Origin of the sequence: Burkholderia territorii (assembly GCF_001718335.1) — a bacterium.
In the GTDB taxonomy this organism is placed as follows: domain Bacteria; phylum Pseudomonadota; class Gammaproteobacteria; order Burkholderiales; family Burkholderiaceae; genus Burkholderia; species Burkholderia territorii.
Map to the genome: position 1 here is coordinate 1996252 of NZ_CP013365.1, position 25960 is coordinate 2022211.

The 25960-nt window shown below is 67.4% G+C and carries 25 protein-coding genes; 15 read left to right on the forward strand and 10 right to left on the reverse strand.

Features of this window, described 5'->3' with window-relative positions; translation table 11 throughout:
• Positions 1-85: 85 nt before the first annotated feature.
• Positions 86-517, forward strand: a complete 432-nt coding sequence (locus tag WS51_RS08840) for a YciI family protein (protein WP_059452170.1) — start codon at positions 86-88, stop codon at positions 515-517.
• A gap of 225 nt (positions 518-742) precedes the next feature.
• Positions 743-1591, forward strand: coding sequence for an alpha/beta hydrolase (locus WS51_RS08845; protein WP_174905953.1), 849 nt, complete (start codon positions 743-745; stop codon positions 1589-1591).
• A 175-nt stretch (positions 1592-1766) separates the two neighbouring features.
• On the opposite strand, the gene WS51_RS08850 is transcribed toward WS51_RS08845, so the two are convergent.
• Positions 1767-1997, reverse strand: a complete 231-nt coding sequence (locus WS51_RS08850; RefSeq protein ID WP_059504261.1) for a hypothetical protein — start codon at positions 1995-1997, stop codon at positions 1767-1769.
• Between the two features lie 281 nt (positions 1998-2278).
• Complete coding sequence (locus WS51_RS08855; protein ID WP_059504263.1) at positions 2279-3184, reverse strand: hypothetical protein; 906 nt, start codon at positions 3182-3184, stop codon at positions 2279-2281.
• 78 nt (positions 3185-3262) lie between these two features.
• Here WS51_RS08855 and WS51_RS08860 point away from each other — a divergent pair, with 78 nt between their 5' ends.
• On the forward strand, positions 3263-3601 hold the full coding sequence (locus WS51_RS08860; protein ID WP_044844401.1) for a helix-turn-helix domain-containing protein: 339 nt from the start codon (positions 3263-3265) through the stop codon (positions 3599-3601).
• Positions 3602-3604: 3 nt separating this feature from the next.
• Here WS51_RS08860 and WS51_RS32020 read toward each other — a convergent pair whose 3' ends face one another.
• Positions 3605-3922, reverse strand: coding sequence for a hypothetical protein (locus tag WS51_RS32020; protein ID WP_155773574.1), 318 nt, complete (start codon positions 3920-3922; stop codon positions 3605-3607).
• A gap of 302 nt (positions 3923-4224) precedes the next feature.
• Between WS51_RS32020 and WS51_RS08865 the strand changes: the two genes are divergently transcribed.
• Positions 4225-6183: a Xaa-Pro dipeptidyl-peptidase gene (locus WS51_RS08865; protein WP_069228962.1), complete on the forward strand. Its 1959-nt coding sequence runs from the start codon at positions 4225-4227 to the stop codon at positions 6181-6183.
• Positions 6184-6318: 135 nt separating this feature from the next.
• On the opposite strand, the gene WS51_RS08870 is transcribed toward WS51_RS08865, so the two are convergent.
• Positions 6319-7248, reverse strand: a complete 930-nt coding sequence (locus WS51_RS08870; protein WP_069228963.1) for a 2-hydroxyacid dehydrogenase — start codon at positions 7246-7248, stop codon at positions 6319-6321.
• Between the two features lie 165 nt (positions 7249-7413).
• Between WS51_RS08870 and osmF the strand changes: the two genes are divergently transcribed.
• From osmF to WS51_RS08895, 5 genes are all read left to right on the forward strand, one after another.
• A complete protein-coding gene (osmF, locus tag WS51_RS08875; protein ID WP_059452163.1) occupies positions 7414-8337 on the forward strand; it encodes a glycine betaine ABC transporter substrate-binding protein OsmF in 924 nt (307 codons plus the stop codon).
• Positions 8334-9512 (forward strand): ABC transporter permease, encoded by a 1179-nt coding sequence (locus tag WS51_RS08880; protein WP_069228964.1) that lies wholly within the window; start codon positions 8334-8336, stop codon positions 9510-9512. The genes osmF and WS51_RS08880 overlap by 4 nt, the downstream gene beginning before the upstream one ends.
• Positions 9509-10465: an ABC transporter ATP-binding protein gene (locus WS51_RS08885; protein ID WP_059773003.1), complete on the forward strand. Its 957-nt coding sequence runs from the start codon at positions 9509-9511 to the stop codon at positions 10463-10465. Before WS51_RS08880 ends, WS51_RS08885 begins: the two co-directional genes overlap by 4 nt.
• The gene (locus tag WS51_RS08890) at positions 10462-11250 is read left to right on the forward strand and encodes an ABC transporter permease (RefSeq protein WP_069228965.1); all 789 of its coding nucleotides are present in this window, start codon (positions 10462-10464) and stop codon (positions 11248-11250) included. The genes WS51_RS08885 and WS51_RS08890 overlap by 4 nt, the downstream gene beginning before the upstream one ends.
• 248 nt (positions 11251-11498) lie before the next feature.
• Positions 11499-12185 (forward strand): lytic transglycosylase domain-containing protein, encoded by a 687-nt coding sequence (locus WS51_RS08895; RefSeq protein ID WP_069228966.1) that lies wholly within the window; start codon positions 11499-11501, stop codon positions 12183-12185.
• Positions 12186-12252: 67 nt separating this feature from the next.
• Here the strand turns inward: WS51_RS08895 and WS51_RS08900 are convergent, their stop codons facing one another.
• From WS51_RS08900 to WS51_RS08925, 6 genes are read right to left on the reverse strand one after another with little or no spacing between them, the layout of a single operon-like run.
• Entirely contained in the window at positions 12253-12693 is a 441-nt protein-coding gene (locus tag WS51_RS08900) for a dihydroneopterin aldolase (RefSeq protein ID WP_059452158.1), read from the reverse strand.
• Positions 12690-13319 carry a sarcosine oxidase subunit gamma gene (locus WS51_RS08905; RefSeq protein WP_059504279.1) on the reverse strand — a complete coding sequence of 210 codons (630 nt, stop codon included), beginning with the start codon at positions 13317-13319 and terminating at the stop codon, positions 12690-12692. Before WS51_RS08905 ends, WS51_RS08900 begins: the two co-directional genes overlap by 4 nt.
• Positions 13309-16320 carry a sarcosine oxidase subunit alpha family protein gene (locus WS51_RS08910; RefSeq protein WP_059773010.1) on the reverse strand — a complete coding sequence of 1004 codons (3012 nt, stop codon included), beginning with the start codon at positions 16318-16320 and terminating at the stop codon, positions 13309-13311. Before WS51_RS08910 ends, WS51_RS08905 begins: the two co-directional genes overlap by 11 nt.
• Positions 16317-16631 carry a sarcosine oxidase subunit delta gene (locus WS51_RS08915; RefSeq protein WP_059452155.1) on the reverse strand — a complete coding sequence of 105 codons (315 nt, stop codon included), beginning with the start codon at positions 16629-16631 and terminating at the stop codon, positions 16317-16319. The genes WS51_RS08910 and WS51_RS08915 overlap by 4 nt, the downstream gene beginning before the upstream one ends.
• A gap of 28 nt (positions 16632-16659) precedes the next feature.
• Positions 16660-17904: a sarcosine oxidase subunit beta family protein gene (locus WS51_RS08920; protein ID WP_059452154.1), complete on the reverse strand. Its 1245-nt coding sequence runs from the start codon at positions 17902-17904 to the stop codon at positions 16660-16662.
• 15 nt (positions 17905-17919) lie between these two features.
• On the reverse strand, positions 17920-19305 hold the full coding sequence (locus tag WS51_RS08925; protein ID WP_059504285.1) for an L-serine ammonia-lyase: 1386 nt from the start codon (positions 19303-19305) through the stop codon (positions 17920-17922).
• Positions 19306-19550: 245 nt separating this feature from the next.
• Here WS51_RS08925 and WS51_RS08930 point away from each other — a divergent pair, with 245 nt between their 5' ends.
• The 6 genes from WS51_RS08930 to WS51_RS08955 all read left to right on the forward strand — a co-directional run bounded on the left by WS51_RS08930 (position 19551) and on the right by WS51_RS08955 (position 25916).
• Positions 19551-20624: a GlxA family transcriptional regulator gene (locus WS51_RS08930; protein WP_059452185.1), complete on the forward strand. Its 1074-nt coding sequence runs from the start codon at positions 19551-19553 to the stop codon at positions 20622-20624.
• A 205-nt stretch (positions 20625-20829) separates the two neighbouring features.
• Positions 20830-21534: a FadR/GntR family transcriptional regulator gene (locus WS51_RS08935; protein ID WP_059504289.1), complete on the forward strand. Its 705-nt coding sequence runs from the start codon at positions 20830-20832 to the stop codon at positions 21532-21534.
• Between the two features lie 82 nt (positions 21535-21616).
• Entirely contained in the window at positions 21617-22507 is an 891-nt protein-coding gene (ltnD, locus tag WS51_RS08940; RefSeq protein ID WP_059452151.1) for an L-threonate dehydrogenase, read from the forward strand.
• 19 nt (positions 22508-22526) lie between these two features.
• Positions 22527-23816 (forward strand): 3-oxo-tetronate kinase, encoded by a 1290-nt coding sequence (gene otnK, locus WS51_RS08945; protein ID WP_069228967.1) that lies wholly within the window; start codon positions 22527-22529, stop codon positions 23814-23816.
• A complete protein-coding gene (gene otnC, locus WS51_RS08950; RefSeq protein ID WP_069228968.1) occupies positions 23813-24451 on the forward strand; it encodes a 3-oxo-tetronate 4-phosphate decarboxylase in 639 nt (212 codons plus the stop codon). The genes otnK and otnC overlap by 4 nt, the downstream gene beginning before the upstream one ends.
• 139 nt (positions 24452-24590) lie before the next feature.
• The gene (locus tag WS51_RS08955) at positions 24591-25916 is read left to right on the forward strand and encodes an MFS transporter (protein WP_069229171.1); all 1326 of its coding nucleotides are present in this window, start codon (positions 24591-24593) and stop codon (positions 25914-25916) included.
• Positions 25917-25960 lie beyond the last annotated feature (44 nt).

Sequence of the window (25960 nt, forward strand, 5' to 3'; positions counted from 1 at the left end):
CGTCGTAGTGTCGTAACCGATCGTTTTGCCGTCCGCATGGCCGGCCGGTTGAGGACTCCCCTTTCACGTACAAGGAGTAGCGACAATGCGCGTCATGGTAATCGTCAAGGCCACGGCCTTTTCCGAATCGGGCACGATGCCCGACACCGAACTGCTGGCCGCGATGGGCCAGTACAACGAGGCACTCGTGAAGGCCGGCGTGATGCTGGCCGGCGAAGGGCTCCACCCGAGTTCGCGCGGCAAGCGCGTGCACTTCTCCGGCAAGGACCGGACCGTCATCGACGGCCCGTTTGCCGAAACCAAGGAACTGATCGCCGGCTACTGGCTGTGGCAAGTGAATTCGATGGAAGAAGCCGTCGAATGGGTCAAGCGCTGCCCGAATCCGATGCCCACCGAATCGGACATCGAGATCCGCCAGGTCTTCTCGCCTGAGGACTTCGGCGACGCATTCACGCCGGAACTGCAGGAACAGGAGGCACGGCTGCGCGCGGAGATCGAGAGCCAGCACGGGGCGTAGGTCGGGCGGTCGGGTAGTGGCGGGAAGGAAAGCGATACGGGCGAGCCCGGCTACCGGCGAGCGTCAGCCGATATACCGGAGCGCCATCCGGTGTGGCGGCTCGCACGCTGCCTCGCCTGATACGAACGCCCCCCGCCACCTGACAACCCGTAGGTTTCGCCGAAATTTGGCTGAAAGGCACGGTTGCTAGAGTCGCCTCACAGGGTTTTCCCGATGCGAGGCTCCATGAATCTGGTACGCGCGTTCTGGCTACTGCTGCTGCTCGCCGCCGCGGGCCCGGCCCTCGCTTTTCAGACGCGGGTCGTCGCGATCCCGAGTGCGGCGATGAACCAGACGCTGAAGGCGACCGTCGTGCTGCCCGACGACTACACACGCCCGCGCCACGGCCCGGAACGCAGCGTCGAGCGCTTTCCGGTCGTCTACCTGCTGCACGGCTCCGGCGGCGACCACACCGACTGGACCGCGAACACGCACATCGCCGCATTGGCCGATCGCTACCGCGTCATCCTCGTGATGCCCGACGGCGGGCACGAAAGCTGGTACATCGACAGTCCGTTCGACTCGGGCAGCCGTTACGAAACCTTCGTCGGCGACGAAGTCGTGTCGTATGTCGACATGCACTTCCGATCGATCGCGACCAAGGGCGCGCGCGCCATCACCGGGCTCAGCATGGGCGGCTTCGGCGCGCTGCGCATCGCGCTCGACCGGCCCGACACGTTCGGCGCGGTGGGCAGCATCAGCGGCGCGGTCGATCCGCGCTGCTGCGAGGACGAACCGGGCATCGATCACGTATTCGGCGATCCCGGCCGCCATCCGTCGTTCTGGAATCGCAACGCGATCGTCGAAAGCGCGCGCGCGTTCGTCCGCGCACATCTGGACCTGACGATCGACTGCGGCCGCGACGACTCGTTCGTCGGCTCGAACCGCACGCTGCATCAACGGCTCGTCGCGCTCGGTGTGCCGCACGACTATGCGGAGCGTCCGGGCGGACATACTTGGGACTACTGGGCGCACGCAATCCGCTACCAGATGCAGTTCTTCGCGACGTCGTTCCAGCACGGCGGCTACGCGTAGCAGTGGATTGACATGAAGATGGCGGTGGTCGGCGCGCTCGCGCATTTCGCGGCGCGCTAGTACCTCACGACGCTGCAGTCACTCGTCGCGCACGACTGCATCAACCTGCGCACGCCGACGAACCAAAACGAAAAACCGTAGCGGCGAAAGCGCAAGCGGACGCCGCGAATCGCGTTCAGTTGCCGTGCGTCGCGTCGGCGCTCACCATGCGATCGAAGCATTCCTGCGCACGCGCCAGCTCGTCGAGCGCGCGATCGAGGCGCGACATTGCACGTGCATACCCGGCCGACGAGATGTCGTCGTCGCTTTCGCCGCGCACGGCGCGAAACGCCTGCTCGACGTTGCGCGTCGCTTCGACGAAGCGTTGCGCCGCTTGAGCTTCCCGCGAACAGATGTGGGTCGACATCGACACTTCTCCCTCAGGATTGCAGTGTGAAGCAAGCCGACGCCCAGCATGCGCGGTGCGCATGTCGGCGGCGTGAACGACGGCGGGCACCCCGCGTCGACGCACGTCCACCGCGCGGCGCGCTTCGTGGCGATTGTCGCGCGACGCTCGCCGATGCGCCATGGCGAGATTGCAACAAATTCTTGCGCGCGCCGAAACGGCGGCCACCCGCACGCGTGCCGCTACACGCGCATTCAGCTTTCCCGTTTCGCATCACGCGCCGCACATGAGCGGCGCGAACGTCACGCGCGCCCGATGCGCGAATGCGCGAGACCGCCGAACGCGGCCGCTTCGCCGGGCGACAGATCGAACAGGTCGCCGGTGAGCTCGCGCGGATGCTCGGCCGCCGGCCGGCTGCGCAGTCGCGCGACATGCGTGGGCGCGACGTACGCGGCCGCCGTTTCGATCGGCGGCACGTCGAACAAGTCGCGCGTGACGCCGCGCACGGCATCCGTCGGCGAACGGCCGCGCAAGCGCGCGACCAGCTCGACGAAGCGATCCAGATCGCCGGCGCGCGTCGCCTTGTTGACCTCGGCGAGATCGCGCGCCTTCAGCACGCACGGCTGCGCGAGCCGCACGAAATACGGCGCTTCGAGTTCGACCGACAACGCGAGCGGATAGCTCTTGCCGGTTTGTTCCTTCGCGCGCCCGACGCAATCGACCACGGCCGCGCCCTGCGCGACGCCGAGCGGCTTGCCCGTGCTCACGCTGCGCAGATGATCGGGAAACACGCGCAGTTGCGTGCCGACCGTCAGTGCGGTGGACGATGCGCAGACGAGTGCGTAGTGCTGTTCGCGACGCCGGCCCGACGGCAGCGTCGAGCGGCTCGCGATGAACGTGTGCGGCGGCAGCGGCCGCACCTGGCCGCTGGCGTCGATCCATGCATTCCACAGCAGTGCATCCTCGCGCCGGCGCTCGCCCGGCCGCGTGCGCGACGCGACCGGCGAAAACAGCGCGAGCAACGAGCCCGTGCGATGCGCGGCGACTTGCGCGCTATTGCCGAGCGGCTGGTTGATCCCCCACAGAAAACGCCCGCCCCCGAGCCGGCGCTCCCATTCCTTGCGGAGCACGACGGTCGGCAGTTCCTCGCCGGACTCGGTACCGATCTTTGTCCAGCAGAACGTGGGAGGGAGGTGTTTCAGTGTCATCAACTTTCTCGGGATACAGCCTCGCCGGTGACAGCAAGCCCATTCAACAACTGTAACTGTATAGGTATAATGCATCGCATGGAAGCCCCGGACCACGATTTTCCTGTTCAAGACCTGTTACGCCGCCTGATGGCGGATACGCGCTCGTCCAGCGAAATTGCACGGCTTTCCGGAGTCAGCCAGCCAACCGTGTCGCGTCTTCGGCTGTCGAACGGACATCGGTTGCGACGCAGCGCGCCATTCAACAAGCTATGCAGTTTCTATGGCGTCGATACCGGCCCGGCGCGCCGCCGGTACAACGACCTGCTGCGCGACGCGATCGTCGATGCCTGGGACGGCTCCGACGAGCACGGGCGCGCACTGCTGGTCGTGATTCAGGGGCTGAAGGATCTGCAGGCGAAGGCCGACGACGGGTGACCCTCACAGGCATTCATGAATGGCAGGAAGACTGAACTGAAAGCATCCAGCGAGCGGGCGATGGCGAGGAAGATTCGTCATCGCCCGTTTTGCATCGGGCGACGCGCACGATGCGGCGGCAGGCGCGTCGCTGAACTCAGGCGTCGCAAGCACGCCGCAGGCCCGGCACCGGCGGTGTTTCAAATATTTTTTACCCATGGTTAAAAAAGTTTGACACGCCGTTTTCACTGAGATAACTTTTGCGCAAGCTTCCGGAAAGCAAACGCGAACCGGCAAGCCATCACGACGCGCGGCGCGGCCGAAACCGCCGATCCGTTTCATTCCGTCGCCGCACGCGCGTCGCGTCGTGTTTTCCCGCAGCGCAACACCGCAGTTCGCAACATCCCCGCCTCATCGAATGATGTCGTTCCGTCTCACCTGGAGGGGCACGCGGCATGCGGACATTTAATTCGCAGTCCTGCATTACATGCGGTACGAAGCCACTGCCTTCCGACCCGAGCATGCAGCCCGGCGTTGTGTCGATGGCGCGGTTTCCCTTTCGTTTCATGCAGTAATCGGCCCGGCCCGCAGGGGGCGTATCGCGGAACGGTCGTATCCACACAATCAAAAGAACGAGGTCGGCAATGCAATTTCATTTCAGAGGAACGCGCCGCGCATGGCTACCCGCGCTGGTCGCGGCCGCGACGCTCGCCGCGTGCGGCGGCGATGACGGCGGCAGCGTGGCGGGCGTGTCCGCACTCGCGCAAGCGCAAGCGCAAGGGCAAGGGCAAAACCAGGATCAGCAGGGTGACGATGCGCAACGGCGCGTGTCGCCGTCCGGTGTCCCGTATGCGAATCCGGCCAGCGGCGGGCGCTACAAGCCGGTGATCGCCAACGGTCAGGTTCAGCCGTCGCTATCGGGCGGCACGATCGAGGAAAACGCGTGGGTCGACACGCCGGTCGACTCCGACGGCGACGGCACGCGCGACCGCATTCACGTGCGCATCGTACGTCCGTCGGAAACCGCCAACGGCGCGCGCACGCCCGTCATCGTGCTCGCAAGCCCGTACTACGCCGGACTCGCCGACAGCCCGAACCACGACGTCGACGTCGAACTCGACGGCACGCCGCATCCGTCCGCCACTGCGGCCGCGGCAGCCAATGGCGCGTCCGCGCGCATCATGGCCGCGGCGCCACAGACGCGCATGTTGCAGCATCTCGAGGCAGCCGCGGCCGGCCGTTCGTGGATCGAGGGCTACTTCATTCCGCGCGGCTTCACGATCGTCTATGCGGATTCGCTCGGCACCGCCGGTTCCGACGGCTGCCCGACGATCCTCACCCGCGACGAATCCGTCGCGATGGCGTCGGTGATCCGCTGGCTCGGCCGGGATGCGACCGCGAAGGATGCGAGCGGCAAGCCGGTCGTCGCGAACTGGTCGACGGGCCACGTCGGCATGTACGGCGTGTCGTACGACGGCACGCTGCCGAAGATGGTCGCGAGTTTGCGCACGCGCGGGCTCGACGCGATCGTGCCGATCGCCGGACTGTCGAACATGTACGGCTACTACCGCTCGGGCGGGCTCGTTCGCGCGCCGGAGGGCTATCAGGGCGAGGACGTCGACGTCTATATCAAGGCACTCCTGACGAACGCGCATCCGGAGCGCTGCACGCACCTGATCGACGAGGCGTTGCAACAGGAAGATCGCAAGACGGGTGACTATTCGCCGTTCTGGGCCGCGCGCGACATCCCGACCGCACACGCGGTCGCGCCGGCACTCGTCGCGCAGGGGCTGACCGACGACAACGTGCGCGTCGACCAGTCGACCTCGTGGTATCTGGCGATGCGGCGCCAGGGCGTGCCGACGCAACTGTGGCTGCATCGCCTGAAGCACACCGACCCGACGCGCGTACCGGCAATGGCCGATGCGTGGACCGCCGAAGTGAACCGCTGGTTCACGCGCTATCTGATCGGCATCGAGAACGGCGTCGAACGCGATCCGCGCGCGGTGGTCGAGCAGGCCGATGGCACGCTGCTGAAGGAAGCCGACTGGGCCGCGCGACACGCCACGCCAGTCGCGTACTTCGCGGGCGGCGACGGCACGGGCACCGGCACACTGTTGCGGGTGCCGAGCGGCGGCCCGCTCGCGCGCTTCACCGACGATGCGTCGATCCCCGCGCTCACGCTGGCGAACGCCGCGACCGGCGAGCATCGCAGCCGCTTCGAGACAGCGCCGTTCGCGGCCGCGACGCGCCTGTCCGGCACCGCGACCGCGCGCGTGCGGCTGACCTTCACCGGTGTCGCGAACGTAACGGCACTACTGGTCGACCGCGCACCGGACGGCTCGGCGACGATCGTCACGCGCGCATGGACCGATCCGCGCAATCGCGTGTCGGACTGGTTCTCGCAGCCCGTGCTGCCGGGGATGCCGTACGACCTGAAGCTGACGTTCATGCCGCGCGACTACAAGCTCGAAGCCGGTCACAAGCTCGGCCTCGTCGTGTTGTCGAGCGACAACGAGGCGACGCTGCGGCCGACACCCGGCACGGGCCTCGCGCTCGATCCGGCAGGCACGTCCGTGACGGTGCCGCTGGTTTCGTCCTGAGCCGGCACGGTCGATCGGCACGACTGACCAACATGCACATGCGATCGCTGCCGATTGCATGTGCATGACGCCGAGTGCCGGCTCACGTTCGTACCGGCGCGCCTTTCATTCCTTTCGCACGCGGCGCCGCACCGTTCATACCGGCGTCAGCACCGGCTCCCCCGCGAAATGCCGCGCGGCGTTGTCCAGAAACTGCTGGACCGAACGATCGAACGCCTCCGGCGACCAGCCGCCCATGTGCGGCGTCAGCACGACATTGTCGAGTGCCGTGAGCGCGCGCGGCGGCTCGGGCTCGCCTTCGTACACGTCGAGCCCGGCGCCCGCGATGCGACGTTCGGACAGCGCCTCCGCCAAAGCAGCGGTATCGACAACGCTGCCGCGCGACACGTTCACGAGAAACCCGCCTGGGCCGAGCGCGTCGAGCACCGCGCGATCGATCAGGTGACGCGTGCCGGCGCCGCCCGGCGTCGCGACGATCAGGAAATCGGCCCATTGCGCGAGCGCATCGACCCGGTCGAAATAGCGATACGGCACATCCTTCGCAGAACGATTGTGATAACCGATCTCGATGTCGAAGCCGGCCGCGCGCCGCGCGCATTTCTCGCCGATCTTGCCGAGCCCGACGATGCCGAGCTTCTTGCCCGACACGTTCGGCGGCATCTGCAACGCGTCGCGCCACACGCCGGCGCGGGCGCTCGCATCGAGTTGCACGACGCTGCGCACCGCCGCCAGCAGCAGCGCGAATGCATGATCGGCAACGCAATCGTCGTTGGTGCCCGCGCCCGTCACCACGGTGATGCCGCGCGCCTTCGCATGCGCGACGTCGATGTGCTCGTAGCCGGCACCCAGCGCGCTGACGAACGTGAGCTGCGGCAGCCGATCGATTTCGGCGGCCGTGAGGCCCGTGCTGCCGTTGGTCAACACCGCGCGGATCGTGCCGCCGTGTTCGGCGATCGCGCGCTCTCGCTCCTCGGCGGTCGCTGCATGATGGACGTCGTATGATGCGGCGATCTGGCGGTGCGCGTCGCCACGCAGCGCGATAAGGACCAGCAGCTCGGGTTTCATGTCAGCAAATGTCCGCAGGCGGGAATGCGTTCCAGTGTAACAACGACACGCGACGCACGCAGGATGCCCACACGCGCGCTGTGGACGGGCCGCCGCACATGGTTTGCCAAAGCCGACTCAGTCAAGTAACTTTCGGCGTACGTCCCGTACTGGAGATTGGCCCCGATGAAGCTCGCCCTGCCCGCCCGAATCCTGGGCCTCGCGTTCGCCGCCGCTGTCGTGGCCCCCGGCGCACATGCCGACACGCCCGTCGTGGTGTCGTCGAAGATCGACACCGAAGGCAACCTGCTCGGCAACGTCATCGCACAGGTGCTGAAGGCCCATGGTATCCCCGTCACCGAAAAGATCGCGCTCGGCACGACGCCGATCGTGCGCAAGGCGCTCACGAGCGGCGAGATCGACATCTACCCCGAATACACGGGCAACGCGGCGTTCTTCTTCAACAAGGCCGACGATCCGCTGTGGAAGAACGCGAGCCAGGGCTACGAGACCGCGAAGAAGCTCGACTACGCGGCGAACCATCTCGTGTGGCTCGCACCGGCGCCCGCGAACAACACGTGGGGCGTCGCCGTGCTCGCGCCGGTCGCGCAAGCGCAGCACCTGAAGACGTTCTCCGATTTCGGCAAGTGGATCGCGGGCGGCGGCAAGCTGAAGCTCGCGGCGTCGGCCGAATTCGTGAACAGCGCGTCCGCGCTGCCGTCGTTCGAGAAGGCCTACGGCTTCAAGCTGAAACCCGATCAGCTCGTCGTGCTGTCGGGCGGCGACACGGCCGCGACGATCAAGGCCGCCGCGAACCAGACCGACGGCGTGAACGCGGCGATGGTGTACGGCACCGACGGCGGCATCGCATCGAGCGGCCTCGTCGTACTCGACGACGACAAGCACGTGCAACCCGTCTACGCACCGACACCGGTCATTCGCGAGGTCGTGCTCAAGGCGCATCCGCAAATCGCCGAGTACCTGAATCCGGTGTTCGCGAGCCTCGACCTGAAGACGCTGCAGATGCTGAACGCGCGCATCCAGATCAACGGCGAACCGGCCGCCGGCGTGGCAAAGAGCTTTCTGAAATCGAAAGGCTTCGTCAAGTGACGGATCGCGCGGTGCCGTCCGCTCGGCGCGTCACGCTCGACAAGGTCGGCATCCTGATTGGTGTCCTGACGATCGTCGCGGTATTCGGCATGCCGTTCATGGTACTCCGGCCGAACCGCATCGCGGCCGGCACGGGGCTGTCGACGTTCGCCGCGCTGCCCGCCATGCAGGGGGCCGCGCTCGCGGCGTTGTGGGTCGTCGGCGCGTTGTGGGCGATGACAGCGAGCCGCCCCGCGTGGCGACTCGCGGCCGGCTGCACGTGGCTCGCGACGCTCGCCTATGCGGTCGGCGCCGCGGCCGCGCACCTCGTCGCGGCCGACGACCCGCTCGCACGCGTGTCGCCGGCGGCAGGCGTCTGGCTGCTGTTGTTCGCGTGGGCCGTGCTGGTCGCCGACGCACTCGCGCGGCTCGCCTTCGGCCCGTGGCGGCGCCTCGTCGCGCTCGTCGTCGCGATCGCGGCGATATCGGTGCCGCTCGCGAGCGGCTGGTGGGACGGCCTGTCGGTGATGCGCGAATACGCGGTGCGCAGCGACGACTTCTGGCGCGAGGCGATCCGGCACATCGCGCTCGCGGGCGGCTCGGTCGCGGCCGCGCTCGTCGCGGGCCTGCCGCTCGGCATCGCATGCGCGCGGATCGCACCGGTGCGCACCATCGTGATGCCGGTGCTCAATATCGTGCAGACGATCCCGAGCATCGCGATGTACGGGCTGATGATGGCGCCGCTCGGCCTGCTTGCCGCGCACGTGCCGCTCGCGGCGGCGCTCGGCATCCGCGGGATCGGCGTCGCGCCGGCCGTGCTCGCGCTGTTTCTCTACTCGCTGCTGCCCATCGCGTCGAGCGTCGCGGTCGGGCTCGAGCAGGTGCCGTCGCACGTGACCGAAGCGGCGCGCGCGATGGGCATGACGCGCGCGCAACGGCTGCTGCGCGTCGATCTCGTGCTCGCCTTGCCGGTGATCCTGAGCGGCGTGCGCATCGTGCTCGTGCAGAACATCGGGCTGACCGCGGTTGCCGCGCTGATCGGCGGCGGCGGCTTCGGCACCTTCATCTTCCAGGGAATCGGGCAATCGGCCGCCGATCTCGTGCTGCTCGGCGCGATTCCGACGATCGCGCTCGCGCTGGCGGCCGCCGTCGTATTCGAAGCCGCGACCACGCTCGCGAAGGGACGTACCGCATGATCGAGATCGAACGCATCGGCAAACGCTTCGGCGACATCGTGGCCGTCGACGACGTATCGCTGACGATGAAGCAAGGCACGATCACCGCGCTCGTCGGCGCGTCGGGCAGTGGCAAGTCGACGCTGCTGCGCATGATCAACCGGCTGATCGCGCCGAGCGCCGGCACGATCCGCATCGACGGCGTCGACACCGCGAGCGTGCCGCCCGAGCAGCTGCGGCGGCGCATCGGCTACGTGATCCAGGGGCACGGCCTGTTTCCGCACTGGAGCGTCGCGCGCAACATAGCAACCGTGCCGCGTCTGCTCGGCTGGCCGGCCGAGCGTATCGACGCGCGCGTGCGCGAATTGCTCGACCTGTTTCATCTCGCACCGGCCGAATTCGCGGACAAGCTGCCGCACGAACTGTCGGGCGGCCAGCAGCAGCGCGTCGGCGTCGCGCGCGCGCTCGCGGCCGAGCCCGCGATGCTGCTGATGGACGAGCCGTTCGGCGCGCTCGATCCGATCATCCGCAACAAGGCGCAGGACGATCTTTACGCGCTGCAGCGCCGGCTCGGCATCACGGTCGTGATCGTCACGCACGATATCGAGGAAGCGCTGAAGCTCGGCGACACGATCGCGGTGATGGACGGCGGGCGGCTGCTGCAGGTCGCGTCGCCGGCCGAGATTCTCGGCAAGCCCGCCGCGGGTGTCGTCGAGCAGCTCGTCGCCGGCGTCGACCGGCCGCTGCGCCTGCTCGCGCTGACGCCGATCGACGCGGTGGCCGAGCCCGGTCACGCCGACGGCGAGCCGATCGCCGCGACGCGCACGCTGCGCGATGCGGTGTCCGAGCTGCTGTGGCGCGGTGTCGATGCGCTGCCGGTCGACGATGGTGGTGACAACGGCGGCGACGAAGGACACGACAGACGACGCATTACGCTCGATGCGATCCGCGCGCATGCGAGGAAGCCCGCATGACGACGCCGGATGCAACGCGCGGTACGCGACCGTCGCGTTCGCCCCTTCCCCGCAGCCTTCCCGCGTTCGCGGCGCGTGCCGCCGCGCTCGCACTGCTGCTCGTATTGCTGCTGCGCCCCGCGTGGCTCCAGGGCATGTTCGCGCCGTTCGCCGACAATGGCGCGCCCGTCATCTACGATCGCGCGAGCCTGCTCGAGCTCACGCTCGCGCATCTCGGCACCGTCGCGTTGTCGAGCCTGATCGGCACGGTGGTCGCGGTCGCGGCCGGCATCGCGGTCACGCGGCCGTCCGGCGCGGACTTCCTGCCGGTCGCGCGCAGCGTCGTCGACATCGGCCAGACCTTCCCGCCCGTCGCGGTGCTCGCGCTCGCGGTTCCGGCCGTCGGTTTCGGATTGAAACCCGTGCTGATCGCACTCGTTCTATACGGGCTCCTGCCGATTTTCGAGAGCACGATCGCGGGGCTCGAAGACGTGTCGCGCGATGTCGTCGAAGCCGCGCGCGGAATGGGCATGAGCGGATGGCAGCAACTGGTGTCGGTCGAGCTGCCGCTCGCGTTTCCGGTGATCGTGAACGGCATCCGCCTCGCGGTCGTGATCAATCTCGGCACCGCGACGATCGGGTCGACGGTTGCCGCGCGCGGGCTGGGCGACGTGATCATCGCCGGCCTGCAGACGTCGAACACGGCATTCGTGTTGCAGGGCGGCGTGATCGTCGGGCTGCTCGCGGTGCTCGTCAGCGATGCGATCGGTGCACTTGCGGGGGTCGCGAGCGCGCGGCGGGCATAGCCTGCATCGGCGGCTCGCCAGGGCCTGTTCCCGCTAATAACGGGCCTTGGCCCACGTATGAAATAGGGGACGAGAGAAGAAATCCGGGCGCGCTGATCGGGACTCCGATATGTGCCCGCGCAACCATCCCGCCCGTGTGACGCCCGCGCCGACACAAGCCTACATCGCGCTTTCACTCGAGCCCGCGCTCGCACACATGCGGCGATTGGCCGATATACTATGCGCCTCCCATTTCCCCGCACTCCACCATGCGACCACGGTTTCTCTGGCTGATCGTGCTTTCGCTCGGCATCGCGCACCAGGCTTCGGCGCAACAGGCGCCCGCATTGCCTGCCTCCGCGCCCGAGGCGACCGCCTCCGCGCCGGCCGAGGCCTCCGCGCCGTTCGCGAACGATCAGCCAAACGAAGCAAACCGCCGCATCACGTCCTATCTGACGAAGAAATTCGGTGTCGCGAAGGAGCGCGCCGCGAAGCTCGCCGACATCGTGAACATGACTGCGACGAAATATTCGCTGCCTCCGGCACTCGTTTACGCCATCATTTCGATCGAATCGCGCTTCCAGGAAAAAGCGCGCGGCCAGCATGGCGCGACCGGGCTGATGCAGGTCGTGCCCTCCGCGCACCGTGGCATGCTGCGCAACGTGAAGGACCTGACCGAGCCGAATGCGAACGTCGAAGCCGGCTCCAGGATCCTGTCCGGCTATGTGCGCGCAGCCGGCGGCAACGTGCAGGCCGGGCTGAAAAGCTATGGCGGATCGAACGCGTATGCGGCGAAGGTGATGCAGCGCGTCGACACGTTCCGCTTCGTGCTCGAACCCGAGGACGACGCGAAGGGCGTGAAAGACGCGAACGCCGCGAACGATACGAACGCGCGCATGATCCCCGTCAGCGATCTGTCGGCCGCCGCGCCCGCCGCGAGCCGCAACGCCAGGTAAGCGCCATATAGAGAAACGGCGCGTCATGTGACGCGCCGCTCCGGAACGACACGGGTCGCTCAACCCGTCACAGCTGGCCCGCCGCCCCCGTCCACCGCAGGTAATCCCCGCGCGTCCAGTCGAGCGACACGCCGACGCGCTTCGTCCCCGGCCGGATCTTCGGCTTGTACATCGACAGCGTCAGCGACTCCAGCGCGGGCCATTCGCGGAACGACATCACCGCGAGATCGGCGACGAGCGTTTCGAGCAGCCGCGTATGCGGCTTGTGCGACAGGAACGACGCGACACGCGCGCAGTAGCCGTCGTAGTCGATCCACTCGCCCTGCTCGCTCGGCTCGCAGCGATACCCGAGCCGCGCATCGATCACGATCGGCTGCGGCGCCTCGTGCTCGTGCGCGTGGATGCCGATCCGCGCGGGCACCTTCAGTTCGTCGACGAACACGCTCCAGCCGCGCCCGCGCAGGCGCGGCGCGTCGATCGCCACGAACGGTTCGTCGAACGGCTTCATGATGCGAGCGGCGCCGCGGCGTCGAGCATGATGCGCACGAAATAGTCGGCGAAACTGCGACGCACGACGATCTCGAACGTGTCGTCGCCGGTCGGGAGCAGCGTGATCGGCGACTTGAAGTAGTGCGACTGCGCGCACTGGCCCGGCTTGAGCACGCGCGGATGCAGATCGAGCGGGCAGCCGCGCGCGATCACGTCGCGCACCCGTTCGCCGCTGACCTCGACGACCGTGTAGCCGCTGCCGACGTCGACGGCCGCCGCGTACGAACCTTGCACGGCCTCCGCGAGTTGCGCCTCGAGCACGCCCGCCTGCACGGGCCCGTTCGAGCGCACGAGCCACTCGTCGGGACCGAGCCACAGCACGTCGTACTCGGCACCGCGCGCGACCGTGTTCGGTTCCGACGGCGGCCGGCAGCCGACCACGCGCTCGAACGCGCTGACGAATGCCGGGTCGCTCAGCTCGCCGCGCACGTTCACGAGATCGAGGAACGCCCGTTCGCGCAGCATGAACTTCTTCGACGCGCGCGCCTGATGCGGCTTCAGCACATCGGCCGCGCCGACGAACGGCGATTCAAGCGTCACGCCCGCGCCGGCCACTTGCGACTGGTTTCTGGTTTCATTCCACATGCTGGCGCACCCCTTCGGTATCGTAGAAAACCGGGCTCGAGATCTTCGCGGTGACGCGCTTGCCGTTGGCCAGCGGAATCACGACGCTCTCGCCCATCTTGTTCAGGCCGCCCTTCACCACCGCCAGCGCAATCGAGCGCTTCAGGATCGGGCTGTAATAACTCGACGTCACGTGGCCGATCATCGGCGTCGGATCGACCGCCGACACCTGCGTGTCCTTCGCGATGATCTGCGCGCCTTCCGGCAGTACGAACTGTTCGTCCTCGGTCAGCAGGCCGACGAACTGCTTGCGGCCTTCCTTCGCGGTATCCGAGCGCGACAGCGAACGCTTGCCGAGGAAGTCCTTCGACTTCGCGACGAGCCCGCCCATCCCGAGGTCGTACGGCGTGATCGAGCCGTCGGTATCCTGGCCGACGATGATGTAGCCCTTCTCCGCGCGCAGCACGTGCATCGTTTCGGTGCCGTACGGCGTAATGTCGAATTCGGCGCCGGCCGCCATCAACGCTTCCCACACCGCGCGGCCCGCATTGGCCGGCACGTTCACTTCATAGGCGAGTTCGCCTGAGAAGCTGATCCGCATCACACGCGCCTTCACGCCCGCGACGGTGCCGTTGCGGTAGCTCATGAACGGGAACGCCTCGTTGCCGAAGTCGATGTCCTGGCATACCTTCTGCACGACCTTGCGGCTCTTCGGGCCGACCACCGCGAACGTCGCCCAGTGATCGGTGACGGATGCGAGCCGCACCTTCATGTCGGGCCATTCGGTCTGCAGCCAGCGCTCGAGCCACGTGAGCACGCGCGCCGCGCCGCCGGTGGTCGTCGTCATCATGAAATGCTGGTCGGCGAGGCGCACCGTCACGCCGTCGTCGAACACCATGCCGTTTTCGTCGAGCATCAGCCCGTAGCGGCACTTGCCGACCTCGAGCTTGTTCCACGGGTTCGTGTACATCCAGTTCAGCAGCTTCACCGCGTCGGGACCCTGGATGTCGATCTTGCCGAGCGTCGACGCGTCGAGAATGCCGACGCTGTTGCGCACCGCGAGGCATTCGCGCTTCACGGCCGCATGCAGATCTTCGCCGTTCTTCGGGAAATACCACGGCCGCTTCCAGTTGCCGACGTCCTCGAACATCGCACCGTGCTCGACGTGCCATTCGTGCACGCAAGTCTTGCGGATCGGGTCGAGGAAGTCGCCCGTCTCGCGGCCCGCGAACGTACCGAACGACACGGGCGTGTAGTTCGGGCGGAACGTCGTCGTGCCCGTTTCCGGAATCGTCTTGCCGAGCGCCTGCGCGAGGATCGCCATCCCGTTGATGTTGCCGAGCTTGCCCTGATCGGTGCCGAAGCCCATCGCGGTGTAGCGCTTCACGTGCTCGACCGACTCGAAGCCTTCGCGCGCGGCCAGCAGGATGTCGGCTGCCGCCACGTCGTTCTGGAAGTCGACGAACTGCTTCGGCCCGCGTGCGGCGGCCTCGCGGCTGCCGACGAGCCACAACGGCTGCAGCGCGCCTTCGACGGTTTCCGCGACCTGCGGCGCGACGGGGCGTTGCGCGGCGGTGAAGCCCGCAGCCTTCGCCGCTTCGGCGCCCGCGTCGAGCGCGAGCCGCAGCGCGCGGGCGAGACCGAACTCGCCGGCGGCCGCCCCGACGCTCGCTTCGGCCTGCACGGGCTTGCCCGGCAGGAAGCAGGCCTTCTCGTCGTTCCAGCACGCCTTTCCGCCCGACTGCGCGAACAGGTGCAGCACCGGGCTGAAACCGCCCGACATCGCGACGAGATCGCACGGCAGCGACTGCAGCTTGCCGCCGGTCTGGCCGTTCGAGTAGGACGCGACGTCGACCGACGATACGCGCCACTTGCCCGAAGCGGCCGTCACGACGGCGCCGCTCATCACCGTCACGCCCTGCCGCTTCGCGGCGGCGGGCAATGCGCCGTTCGACGACGCACGCGAATCGACGACCGTCACCTTCGCGCCGCACGCCTTCAGGTCGAGCGCGGTCTGGTACGCACGGTCGTTGTTCGTGAACACGACTGCGTTGCGGCCCGGCAGCACGCCGTAGCGATGAATGTAGGTGGACACCGCGCCGGCCAGCATCACGCCCGGCAGGTCGTTGTTGCCGAACACGATCGGACGCTCGTGCGCGCCGGTCGCGAGGATCACGCGCTTCGCGCGAATCTTCCACAGCAGCTCGCGCGTGCCCTTGCGCATCGACACCGGCTGGTGATCGGTCAGGCGCTGCGTGACCGTCACGAGGTTGTGGTCCTGATAACCGAACGCGGTGCTGCGCGACAGGATCGTCACGTCCGGCAGCTTGCGCAATTCGGCCTCGATCTTCTCGACCCACTGCAGCGCCGGCTTCGCGTCGATCTCCGCGCGGCACGACAGCAGGCTGCCGCCGAGTTCGCGCTGATCGTCGACGAGGATCACGCGTGCGCCGGCCGTCGCGGCCGCATGCGCGGCGGCGAGGCCCGACGGGCCACCGCCGACCACGAGCACGTCGCAGTGCGCGTAGCATTTGTCGTAGCGATCGGCGTCGAGCACTTCGGGCGCCTTGCCGAGGCCGGCGGCCTCGCGGATCTTCTCCTCGTACTTCGGCCACATGTTGCGCGGCCACATGAAGGTCTTGTAGTAGAACCCGGCCGGCATGAAGCGCGAGAACTTCTGGTTGATCGCGTACTTGTCGTTCTCGAGCGACGGCTCGGCGTTCACGCTCGTCGCGACGAGGCCCTGGTACAGCTCGATCTCGGTCGCGCGCGCGTTCGGCACCGTGTACGGGCCGGTCTCGAGCTGCACGACGGCATTCGGTTCCGCGACGTCCGCCGTCACGATCCCGCGCGGACGGTGGTACTTGAAGCTGCGCGCGACGAAGTGCACGCCGTTCGCGAGCAGCGCGGACGCGAGCGTGTCGCCCTGGAAGCCCTGATACGTGCGGCCGTTGAACGTGAACGTCAGCGGAATCGCGCGATTGATGCGGCCACCGGTGCCGAGGCGGTCTTTCTGGCTCATTTGCTCGTGCCCTCTTCGTGTGCGTTGCCGGCAGCCGCGCCACTGGTGGCAGCCCCGCCGAACTTTTCGTAGCCCTTGATATCGTAGGTCACCGTGTCGCGCGTGACCTTGAACCAGCGGCGGCAGCCCTGCGTATGCAGCCACTGCTCGCGGTGGATACCGCGCTTGTTCTCGCGCATGAACACGTATTCGCCCCATTCGCGGTCGGTCATGTTCTCGTTCGCAACCGGGCGCACGATGTCGGCTTCACCGCCGCACGTGAACTCGGATTCGGCGCGCGGCCCGCACCACGGACATTCGATCAGCAACATGTTTCTTTCTCCTGGTTCAGTGCGGGGATCAGTGCGCGACGGCGGCAGCGCCGTGCTCGTCGATCAGGTGGCCCGTGTAGAAGCGGTCGAGCGCGAACGGCGCGTTCAGCGGATGCGGTTCGTCGCGGGCGATCGTGTGTGCGAACACCCAGCCCGAGCCCGGCGTCGCCTTGAAGCCGCCGGTACCCCAGCCGCAGTTGAAGTAGAGGCCCTTCACGTCGGTCTTCGTGATGATCGGGCATGCGTCCGGCGACACGTCGACGATGCCGCCCCACTGGCGGTTCATCCGCACGCGCGAGAACACCGGGAACATCTCGATGATCGCCTGCAGCGTGCTTTCGATGATGTGGAAGCTGCCGCGCTGGCCGAAGCCGGTGTACTGGTCGATACCCGCGCCGATCACGAGGTCGCCCTTGTCGGACTGGCTGATGTACGCGTGCACCGCGTTGGACATGATCACCGAGTTCACGACCGGCTTGATCGGTTCCGACACGAGCGCCTGCAGCGGGTGGCTCTCGATCGGCAGACGGATGCCGGCCATGTCCGCGAGCGTCGTCGTGTTGCCGGCGGCCACCACCGCGACCTTCTTCGCCTTGATGAAGCCCTTCACCGTATCGACGCCGACCACCGCGCCGCCGTCGCGGCGAATGCCCGTGACCTGGCAGTTCTGGATGATGTCGACACCCGCGCGGTCGGCGCCGCGCGCGAAGCCCCAGGCCACCGCGTCGTGACGCGCGACACCCGCGCGGCGCTGGATCGATGCGCCGAGCACCGGGTAGCGGCTGTTCAGGTTGATCGTCGGCTCGATTTCCTTGATTTGCGCGGGCGTCAGGAATTCGGCGTCGACGCCGTTCAGGCGGTTCGCATTCACGCGACGCTCGGTGTCACGCACGTCCTGCAGCGTGTGCGCGAGGTTCATCACGCCGCGCTGGCTGAACATCACGTTGTAGTTGAGATCCTGCGACAGCCCTTCCCACAGCTTCATCGCCTTCTCGTACAGCGCGGCCGATTCGTCCCACAGGTAGTTCGAGCGCACGATCGTCGTGTTGCGCGCGGTGTTGCCGCCGCCGATCCAGCCCTTCTCGAGGATCGCGACGTTCGTGATCCCGTGCTCCTTCGCGAGGTAGTAGGCGGTCGCGAGGCCGTGGCCGCCGCCGCCGACGATCACGACGTCGTATTCCTTCTTCGGTTCCGGGCTCCTCCACTGCTTTTCCCAGTTCTCGTGATACGAGAGGCCGTTGCGGAACAGGCTGAATATCGAGTAGCGGCTCATGTTAGTGATCCTTCGTTAGCATTCGATGACGTTCACGGCGAGACCGCCGCGCGACGTTTCCTTGTATTTCGTCTTCATGTCGGCACCCGTCTCGCGCATCGTCTTGATCACCGAATCGAGCGATACGTAGTGCTGGCCGTTACCCTTGAGCGCCATCCGCGAAGCGTTCAGCGCCTTGATCGCGCCCATCGCGTTGCGTTCGATGCACGGAATCTGCACGAGCCCGCCTACGGGATCGCAGGTCATGCCGAGGTTGTGCTCCATGCCGATCTCGGCCGCGTTCTCGACCTGGTCGGGCGTGCCGCCCATCACCGCGGCGAGTGCGGCCGCGGCCATCGAGCACGCGACGCCGACTTCGCCCTGGCACCCGACTTCCGCACCGGAGATCGACGCCGTTTCCTTGTAGATGATCCCGATCGCCGCGGCCGTCAGCAGGAATTCGACGATGCCGGCTTCGTTCGAGCCCGGCACGAACTTCACGTAGTAGTGCAGTACGGCGGGGATCACGCCGGCCGCGCCGTTCGTGGGCGCGGTGACGACCCGGCCGCCCGCCGCGTTCTCCTCGTTGACGGCCATCGCGTACAGGTTGACCCAGTCGAGCATCGACAGCGGGTCGCGCAGCGATTCCTCCGAACGCGCACGCAGGCGCCCGTTCAGCTCGGCCGCGCGGCGCTTCACGCGCATCGGGCCCGGCAGGTCGCCCTCGACCTTGCAGCCGCGCTCGACGCATGCGGCCATCGTGCGCCAGATCGTGAGCAGCCCGGCGCGCACCTCGTCTTCGGAACGCAGCGCGCATTCGTTGCGCAGCATCACTTCGGCGATCGACAGCCCGTGTTCGCGACACTGGCGCATCAGGTCGTCGCCGGTGCGGAACGGATACGGCACGTCGGCCGCCGCGCGCACGCCGTTCACGCGATCGCCGTCGCGGTTCACGACGAAGCCGCCGCCGATCGAGTAATACTCCTTCTCGACGAGCAACTGGCCGTGCTCGTCGAACGCCTGGAAGCGCATTCCGTTCGGATGCACGATGCTCGTGCCGCTCATCAGCTTGCGATAGAAGCCGATGTTCTCCTTCTCGTCGAAGCGAATCGTCTGCTTGCCGAGCAGCGCCAGCGACTTCTCCGCGCGGATCGTCGCAAGCCGGGGCTCGATGAGGTCGGGGTCGATCGTGTCGGGCAAATGGCCCTCGAGGCCGAGCAGCACCGCCTTGTCGGTGCCGTGGCCCTTGCCCGTTGCACCGAGCGAGCCGTATAGTTCGACCCGCACGCGGCGCACGAAGCCGAGCAGGTTCGCGTCCTCGATGTGCGACGCGAAGCGGCACGCGGCGATCATCGGGCCGACCGTGTGCGAGCTGGACGGGCCGATGCCGATCTTGAACAGGTCGAACGCGCTGACGTTCATCTGGCTTCCTCTGGGTGGGCGTACGTGAAATGTCGTTGGCGTCAGTACATCAAAGCGTAAAATTGGCCGATAGAACAAAAACGGCATCGGCGTGGGATACCGCCGCCAAGCGCCGCGCCAGACGATCGGAAAGTGCGTTTTGACGATGATCGGCGACGAAAAACCACAAGTCGGCCGCCAGCCGTGGCAGCAGAGTGAGTGAACCGAGTGAGACCCGCCTTCCCGGCGTGACGAGATTGACCGCGATGACACCCGACGTACCCGCTTCCCCCCTCGCCGAACCCGCGCCGCGGCGCATCCGTTTCGGCATCGTGCTGCTGCCGAACTTCACGCTCACGGCCTTCTCGGGTTTCGTCGACATGCTGCGGCTGTCGGCCGACGACGGCGACTACAGCAAGCCGGTGCGCTGCGCATGGAGCGTGATCGGCGACACGCTGGCGCCGGTGCGCGCAAGTTGCGGGATCCAGATCACGCCGTGGGAAACCTTCGAGAGCGCCGAGCCGTTCGACTACGTGGTCGTGGTCGGCGGGCTGCTGCATTCGGGGCCGCAAGCCGGCCCTGAAACGCTCGACTTCATCCGCCGCGCGGCGACGGGCGGCGCGACGGTCGTCGGGATCTGCACGGGCGTGTTCACGCTGATGCGAGCCAACGTGCTCGACGGTTACCGCACTTGCGTAAGCTGGTTCCATTACTGGGATTTCATCGAGCGCTTCCCGAACGCCGATCCCGACATGCTGATCGCCGATCGCCTGTTCGTGATCGACCGGCGCCGGATCACCTGCTCGGGCGGGCGCGCATCGATCGACGTCGCCGCCGCGATCCTGCTGCGCCATTTCGATCACGCGACCGTGCAGAAGGCACTGCGCATCCTGCTCGTCGGCGAAATGCAGAAGGGCAACGCGCCGCAGCCGCACCCGCCCGGCCTCGAGCCGGCCACGCACCCGAAGGTCAAGCGCGCGATTCTCCTGATGGAACAGCACGTCGGCCGCGCGCTGCCGCTCGAGGAGCTCGCGTGCAAGCTCGACATGTCGACGCGCCAGCTCGAGCGGCTGTTCAAGGCGGAAACGGGCAAGAGTCCGCAGGCGTTCGCCAAGCAGGTGCGATTGCGCACGGCCGCATGGCTGTTGACCAGCTCCGACCGCACCGTCGCCGATATCGCGTCGAGTTGCGGATTCGCCGATGCATCGCACCTCGGCCGCGAGTTCCGCAAGCAGTTCGGCGTGCCACCGGCGACCTATCGCGAGCGCGGCGGGGACGGCGCGGAAGCCGGTGCGCCGGCGGCCGCTGACCTCGATCCCGTCGAAGACATCGCCGACTGACGATCGCGCGCCGCCGTCGCCGCGCGCCCTTTTTCCTTCTCCTTCCGCGCGCCACCCTCGCTCGGATCGCCGCATTTTCGCGCCATTTGGAACCGGTTCCAATCAAATTGACCGACGTTGCAGCTCATTAACCGAGGGTTATCCCGGATGCTGACGCATCTTCAAATTTGTATGATGACCACATCACCTTACAAACCAGAGCGCCATGTTCGAGAAGATTCCCGCCCGTGCGATGAGCGACCACGTCGCGCAGCAACTGCTGAAGCAGATCGAAGTCGGCAGTTTCTCGGCCACCGGCAAGCTGCCGACGGAAGCCGTGCTCGCGCAGGAATTCGGCGTGAGCCGCACCGTGATCCGCGAGGCGATCTCGCGGTTGAAGAACGAAGGCGTGGTCGAGCCGCGCCAGGGTAGCGGCGTGTACGTGAATCAGCACGGCGCGATCCGGCCGTTGCGCATCGATTACGCGGAAGCCGTCGAGGCGAGCTCGCTGCCGCACCTGCTTGCGGTACGGCGCGCGATCGAGGCCGAGGTCGCGGCCGAAGCCGCGCTGCGCCACACGGCCGACGACATGGCCGACATCGACGATGCATTGCGCAAGATCGACGACGCGGTGGCTGAAGGGCGCGACGGCGTCGCGGAAGACGTCGCGTTCCACCGCACGATCGCGGCCGTCACCGGCAACCCGTATTTCCTGAAGACGCTGCAGTTCCTGAACCAGTACCTCGAGGCCGGCGTGAAGGTCACGCGGCGCAACGAAGCGACGCGCGAGGATTTCTCGCGGCAGGTGCGCGAGGAACACGCGGCGATCGCCGACGCGATTCGCGCGCGCGACCCGATGGCCGCGCGCAATGCGGCGCGCACGCACATGTACAACGCGGCCCGCCGTCTCGCGGAAGCCGGCATCTGCTGACGAACGATTGCTGAAGCGGCGGCCCGGGCCGAACCCGTGTCGTCGTTGCCCCGAACCTTTCCCGAATCGATCAAGGTTGACCATGTCACGAAATGTTGGAGTCATCGGCCTCGGCGCGATGGGCCTCGGCGTCGCCCGCTCGCTGCTGCGCGCGGGGTTCCGCGTGCACGCATGCGACGTGCGCGACACCGTGCTGCAGGCGTTCGCGGCCGAAGGCGGCGTGGCCTGCGCGAGCCCGGCCGAACTGGGCGCGCAGTGCGACGTCGTCGTCACGCTCGTCGTCAATGCCGCGCAGACGGAAGCGGTGCTGTTCGGCGAGCACGGTGCGGTTGCGGCGATGAAGCCGGGCGGCGTCGTGATCGCCAGCGCGACCGTCGCGCCCGACTTCGCGGTCGCGCTCGGCGCGCGCATCGAGGCCGCGGGCCTGCAGATGCTCGACGCGCCGGTATCGGGCGGCGCCGCGCGCGCGGCCTCCGGCGAGATGACGATGATGACGTCGGGGCCCGCCGCCGCGTATGCGGGCTGCGACGACGTGCTCGACGCGATCGCCGGCAAGGTGTACCGCCTCGGCGACGCGCACGGCATCGGCTCGAAGGTGAAGATCATCAACCAGCTGCTGGCCGGCGTGCATATCGCGGCCGCCGCCGAGGCGATGGCGCTGGGCCTGCGCGAAGGCGTCGATGCAGACGCGCTCTACGACGTGATCACGCACAGCGCCGGCAACTCGTGGATGTTCGAGAACCGCGTGCCGCACATCCTGAACGGCGACTACACGCCACTGTCGGCCGTCGACATCTTCGTGAAGGATCTCGGCCTCGTGCTCGATACCGCGCGCCGCAGCAAGTTTCCGCTGCCGCTGTCGGCCACCGCGCACCAGATGTTCATGAGCGCGTCGAGCGCCGGACACGGCGGCGAGGACGATTCCGCCGTGATCAAGACTTTCCCCGGCATCACGCTGCCGCCCGCCCGCTGATTCGAACGACGTTTCCGCCATGACCGCTTCCGCTTCCCGTCCCCTGCTCGGCTGCATCGCCGACGATTTCACCGGCGCGACCGACCTCGCGAACATGCTCGTCAAGAGCGGCATGCGCACCGTGCAGACGATCGGCGTGCCCGCAGTCGACACGACCATCGACGCCGACGCGATCGTCGTCGCGCTGAAGTCGCGCACGATTCCCGCCGCCGACGCCGTCGCGCAATCGCTCGCCGCGTACGAATGGCTGCGCGCGCAGGGCTGCCGCCAGTTCTTCTTCAAGTACTGCTCGACATTCGACTCGACCGACGCGGGCAACATCGGGCTCGTCGCCGATGCACTGCTCGACGCGGCCGGCGGCGGCTTCACGATCGCGTGCCCGGCATTCCCGGAGAACGGGCGCACGATCTTCCGCGGCCACCTGTTCGTCGGCGACGCGCTGCTGAACGAATCGGGCATGGAAAACCACCCGCTCACGCCGATGAAGGACGCGAATCTCGTGCGCGTGCTGCAGCGGCAAACGAAATCGCAAGTCGGCCTGATCCGCTACGACACCATCGCACTGGGCGCAGCCGCCGTGCGTGCGCGCATCGAGCAGCTGCGCGCGGAAGGCGCACGCTTCGCGATCGCCGACGCGCTGTCGGATCGCGACCTCTACGTGCTCGGCGAAGCGTGCGCGGGCCTGCCGCTCGTCACGGGCGGCTCGGGCGTCGCGCTCGGCCTGCCCGCGAATTTCCGCCGCGCGGATCAACTGCCCGAGCGCGACAACGCGGCATCCCTGCCGCGCATCGACGGGTTGTCGGCGGTGCTCGCCGGCAGCGCGTCGAAGGCGACCAACGCCCAGGTTGCCGCGTGGCGCGACAGCCGGCCGAGCTTCCGGATCGATCCGCTCGCGGCGTCGCGCGGCGAACCCGTCGTCGACGCGGCACTGGCATTCGCACGCTCGCACCTGCCGCAACCCGTGCTGATCTATGCGACCGCGACGCCCGACGAAGTGAAGGCCGTCCAGCAGGCACTCGGCGTCGAAGCGGCCGGCCATCTCGTCGAGCGCACGCTCGCGGCGATCGCCAGGGGCCTGCACGACCTCGGCGTGCGCAAGTTCGTCGTCGCCGGTGGCGAGACGTCGGGCGCGGTGGTGCAGGCGCTCGACGTGAAGTCGCTGCAGATCGGCGCGCAGATCGATCCCGGCGTGCCGGCAACGGCCACCATCGACGCGCAGCCGCTCGGCCTCGCGCTGAAATCCGGCAACTTCGGCACGGTGGACTTTTTCGACAAGGCGCTGCGCGCGCTCGACGGAGCCGCACGATGAACCGCGAAGCGAAACTGCGCGAAGAGATCTGCGTCGTCGGCGCGAGCCTGTATGCGCGCGGCCACGCAGTCGGCAGCGCCGGCAACATCAGCGCGCGCCTGGATGACGGCTGGCTGATCACGCCGACCGACGCCTGCCTCGGCCGCCTCGACCCGAACGACATCGCGAAGGTCGGCCTCGACGGCCAGCCCGTATCGGGCGGCAAGCCGTCGAAGACGCTCGCGCTGCATCGCGGCATCTACGCGCGCAACGCGCACGCACACGGCATCGTCCATACGCATTCGACGCATCTGGTCGCGCTGACGCTCGCGGGCGTATGGCGCGACACCGACGTGCTGCCGCCGATCACGCCGTACTACGTGATGAAGGTCGGCCACATTCCGCTGATCCGCTATCGCCGCCCCGGCGACCCGGCCGTCGCGGCCGAAGTCGCGGCACTTGCCGACCAGGTGCGCGGCGTGCTGCTCGACCGCCTCGGGCCGGTGATGTGGGGGCAGTCGGTGTCGCACGCATCTTATGCGCTCGAGGAGCTCGAGGAAACGGCGCGACTGTGGCTGATGACGAATCCGAAGCCCGAGCCGCTGTCCGACGCGGCGCTCGACGAGCTGCGCCAGACGTTCGGCGCACGCTGGTAACGCGACGCGTCGCGCCCGCACCGCGCAGGACTACGAACCGGTTTCCATGCCCGCCGTGTGCGCGGGCTTTTACATCAGCACACACGACACGATCCGGCGGCGTGCGCGCCGCCGGCACATGACATCCCAGGAGACGACGATGACTGCTCTCGACGCGGCCGCAGGCCGCTCGCCCACCGCGCCCGCCCAATCGGCCGAACTCGACCGCACCTACAGGAGAGTGTTCTGGCGCATCGTGCCGTTCCTGATGCTCTGCTACGTGGTCGCGTATCTCGACCGCGTGAACGTCGGCTTCGCGAAGCTGCAGATGTCGCAGGACCTCGCGTTCAGCGAAACCGTGTTCGGCCTCGGTGCCGGCATCTTCTTCCTCGGCTACTTCCTGTTCGAGCTGCCGAGCAACATGCTGATGCACCGCATCGGCGCGCGCATCTGGATCGCGCGGATCATGATCACGTGGGGCCTGCTGTCCGCGCTGTTCGCGTTCGTGAAGACGCCGACGCAGTTCTACGTCCTGCGCTTCCTGCTCGGCCTTGCGGAAGCCGGCTTCTATCCGGGCGTGATCCTGTACCTCACGTACTGGTTCCCGTCGCATCGCCGCGCGAAGATCATCGCGGTGTTCATGTCGGCGATTCCGGTGTCGGGCATTTTCGGCAACCCGCTGTCGGGCTGGATCATGGAGCGCTTTCACGGCGGCTCGGGCTTTCACGGCTGGCAATGGATGTTCATGATCGAGGCCGTGCCGGCCGTGCTCGTCGGCATCGCGACGATCCTGTATCTCGACAACGGCATCCGCAGCGCGAAGTGGCTCGAGGAGCGCGAGAAGCAGATGCTCGAGGACGAGATCGCCGCGCAGCCCCAGGAACAGCAGAAGCACGGCCATTCGCTAAAGGCCGTGTTCTCCGACCCGCGCATGTGGTGGATGTCGCTGATCTACTTCGCGTTCGTCACCGGCCAGTACGGCCTCACGTTCTGGATGCCGACGCTCGTCAAGTCGACCGGCATCACCGATACGTTGCAGATCGGCTTGCTGTCGGCCATCCCGTTCGTCGTCGCGATCGTCGTGATGAACCTGTTCGGCCATAGCGCGGACAAGCGCCGCGAACGCCGCTGGCACCTGATCGTGCCGGCGCTGATGGGCGCGGTCGGGTTTGCGGTTGCCGCGTCGTACTCGCACAATACGGCGGTATCGATCGTGTTCCTGTCGCTGGCGGCAGGCGGCGTGCTGACCTGCGCACCGCTGTTCTGGTCGCTGCCGACCGCGTTCCTCGCCGGCTCCGCCGCGGCCGCCGGGATCGCGATCATCAACTCGGTCGGCAACCTCGCCGGTTTCGCGAGCCCGTACGTGATCGGCTACCTGAAGGACCTCACGCACAGCACGTCGTCCGGCATGTACGTGCTGGCCGGCATGCTCGTGATCGGCGCGATCGCCGTGTGGCTCACGCCCGCGAAACTCGTGAACCGCTGATCCGGTATTCGACGCGGGGCGCCGCGCGCCCTGCCCCATTCATT

Bases quoted from the DNA above. Each gene is read 5' to 3' on its own strand.
- WS51_RS08840 (WP_059452170.1), top strand. From the start codon at position 86: ATGCGCGTCATGGTAATCGTCAAGGCCACGGCCTTTTCCGAATCGGGC.
- WS51_RS08910 (WP_059773010.1), bottom strand. From the start codon at position 16,320: ATGAGCCAGAAAGACCGCCTCGGCACCGGTGGCCGCATCAATCGCGCG.
- WS51_RS08925 (WP_059504285.1), bottom strand. From the start codon at position 19,305: ATGAACGTCAGCGCGTTCGACCTGTTCAAGATCGGCATCGGCCCGTCC.
- WS51_RS08845 (WP_174905953.1), top strand. From the start codon at position 743: ATGAATCTGGTACGCGCGTTCTGGCTACTGCTGCTGCTCGCCGCCGCG.
- WS51_RS08955 (WP_069229171.1), top strand. From the start codon at position 24,591: ATGACTGCTCTCGACGCGGCCGCAGGCCGCTCGCCCACCGCGCCCGCC.
- WS51_RS08900 (WP_059452158.1), bottom strand. From the start codon at position 12,693: ATGAAGCCGTTCGACGAACCGTTCGTGGCGATCGACGCGCCGCGCCTG.
- ltnD (WP_059452151.1), top strand. From the start codon at position 21,617: ATGTCACGAAATGTTGGAGTCATCGGCCTCGGCGCGATGGGCCTCGGC.
- otnC (WP_069228968.1), top strand. From the start codon at position 23,813: ATGAACCGCGAAGCGAAACTGCGCGAAGAGATCTGCGTCGTCGGCGCG.
- WS51_RS08890 (WP_069228965.1), top strand. From the start codon at position 10,462: ATGACGACGCCGGATGCAACGCGCGGTACGCGACCGTCGCGTTCGCCC.
- WS51_RS08870 (WP_069228963.1), bottom strand. From the start codon at position 7,248: ATGAAACCCGAGCTGCTGGTCCTTATCGCGCTGCGTGGCGACGCGCAC.
- WS51_RS32020 (WP_155773574.1), bottom strand. From the start codon at position 3,922: ATGAAACGGATCGGCGGTTTCGGCCGCGCCGCGCGTCGTGATGGCTTG.
- WS51_RS08930 (WP_059452185.1), top strand. From the start codon at position 19,551: ATGACACCCGACGTACCCGCTTCCCCCCTCGCCGAACCCGCGCCGCGG.
- WS51_RS08865 (WP_069228962.1), top strand. From the start codon at position 4,225: ATGCAATTTCATTTCAGAGGAACGCGCCGCGCATGGCTACCCGCGCTG.
- osmF (WP_059452163.1), top strand. From the start codon at position 7,414: ATGAAGCTCGCCCTGCCCGCCCGAATCCTGGGCCTCGCGTTCGCCGCC.
- otnK (WP_069228967.1), top strand. From the start codon at position 22,527: ATGACCGCTTCCGCTTCCCGTCCCCTGCTCGGCTGCATCGCCGACGAT.
- WS51_RS08885 (WP_059773003.1), top strand. From the start codon at position 9,509: ATGATCGAGATCGAACGCATCGGCAAACGCTTCGGCGACATCGTGGCC.
- WS51_RS08860 (WP_044844401.1), top strand. From the start codon at position 3,263: ATGGAAGCCCCGGACCACGATTTTCCTGTTCAAGACCTGTTACGCCGC.
- WS51_RS08850 (WP_059504261.1), bottom strand. From the start codon at position 1,997: ATGTCGACCCACATCTGTTCGCGGGAAGCTCAAGCGGCGCAACGCTTC.
- WS51_RS08920 (WP_059452154.1), bottom strand. From the start codon at position 17,904: ATGAGCCGCTACTCGATATTCAGCCTGTTCCGCAACGGCCTCTCGTAT.
- WS51_RS08855 (WP_059504263.1), bottom strand. From the start codon at position 3,184: ATGACACTGAAACACCTCCCTCCCACGTTCTGCTGGACAAAGATCGGT.
- WS51_RS08935 (WP_059504289.1), top strand. From the start codon at position 20,830: ATGTTCGAGAAGATTCCCGCCCGTGCGATGAGCGACCACGTCGCGCAG.
- WS51_RS08915 (WP_059452155.1), bottom strand. From the start codon at position 16,631: ATGTTGCTGATCGAATGTCCGTGGTGCGGGCCGCGCGCCGAATCCGAG.
- WS51_RS08905 (WP_059504279.1), bottom strand. From the start codon at position 13,319: ATGTGGAATGAAACCAGAAACCAGTCGCAAGTGGCCGGCGCGGGCGTG.
- WS51_RS08895 (WP_069228966.1), top strand. From the start codon at position 11,499: ATGCGACCACGGTTTCTCTGGCTGATCGTGCTTTCGCTCGGCATCGCG.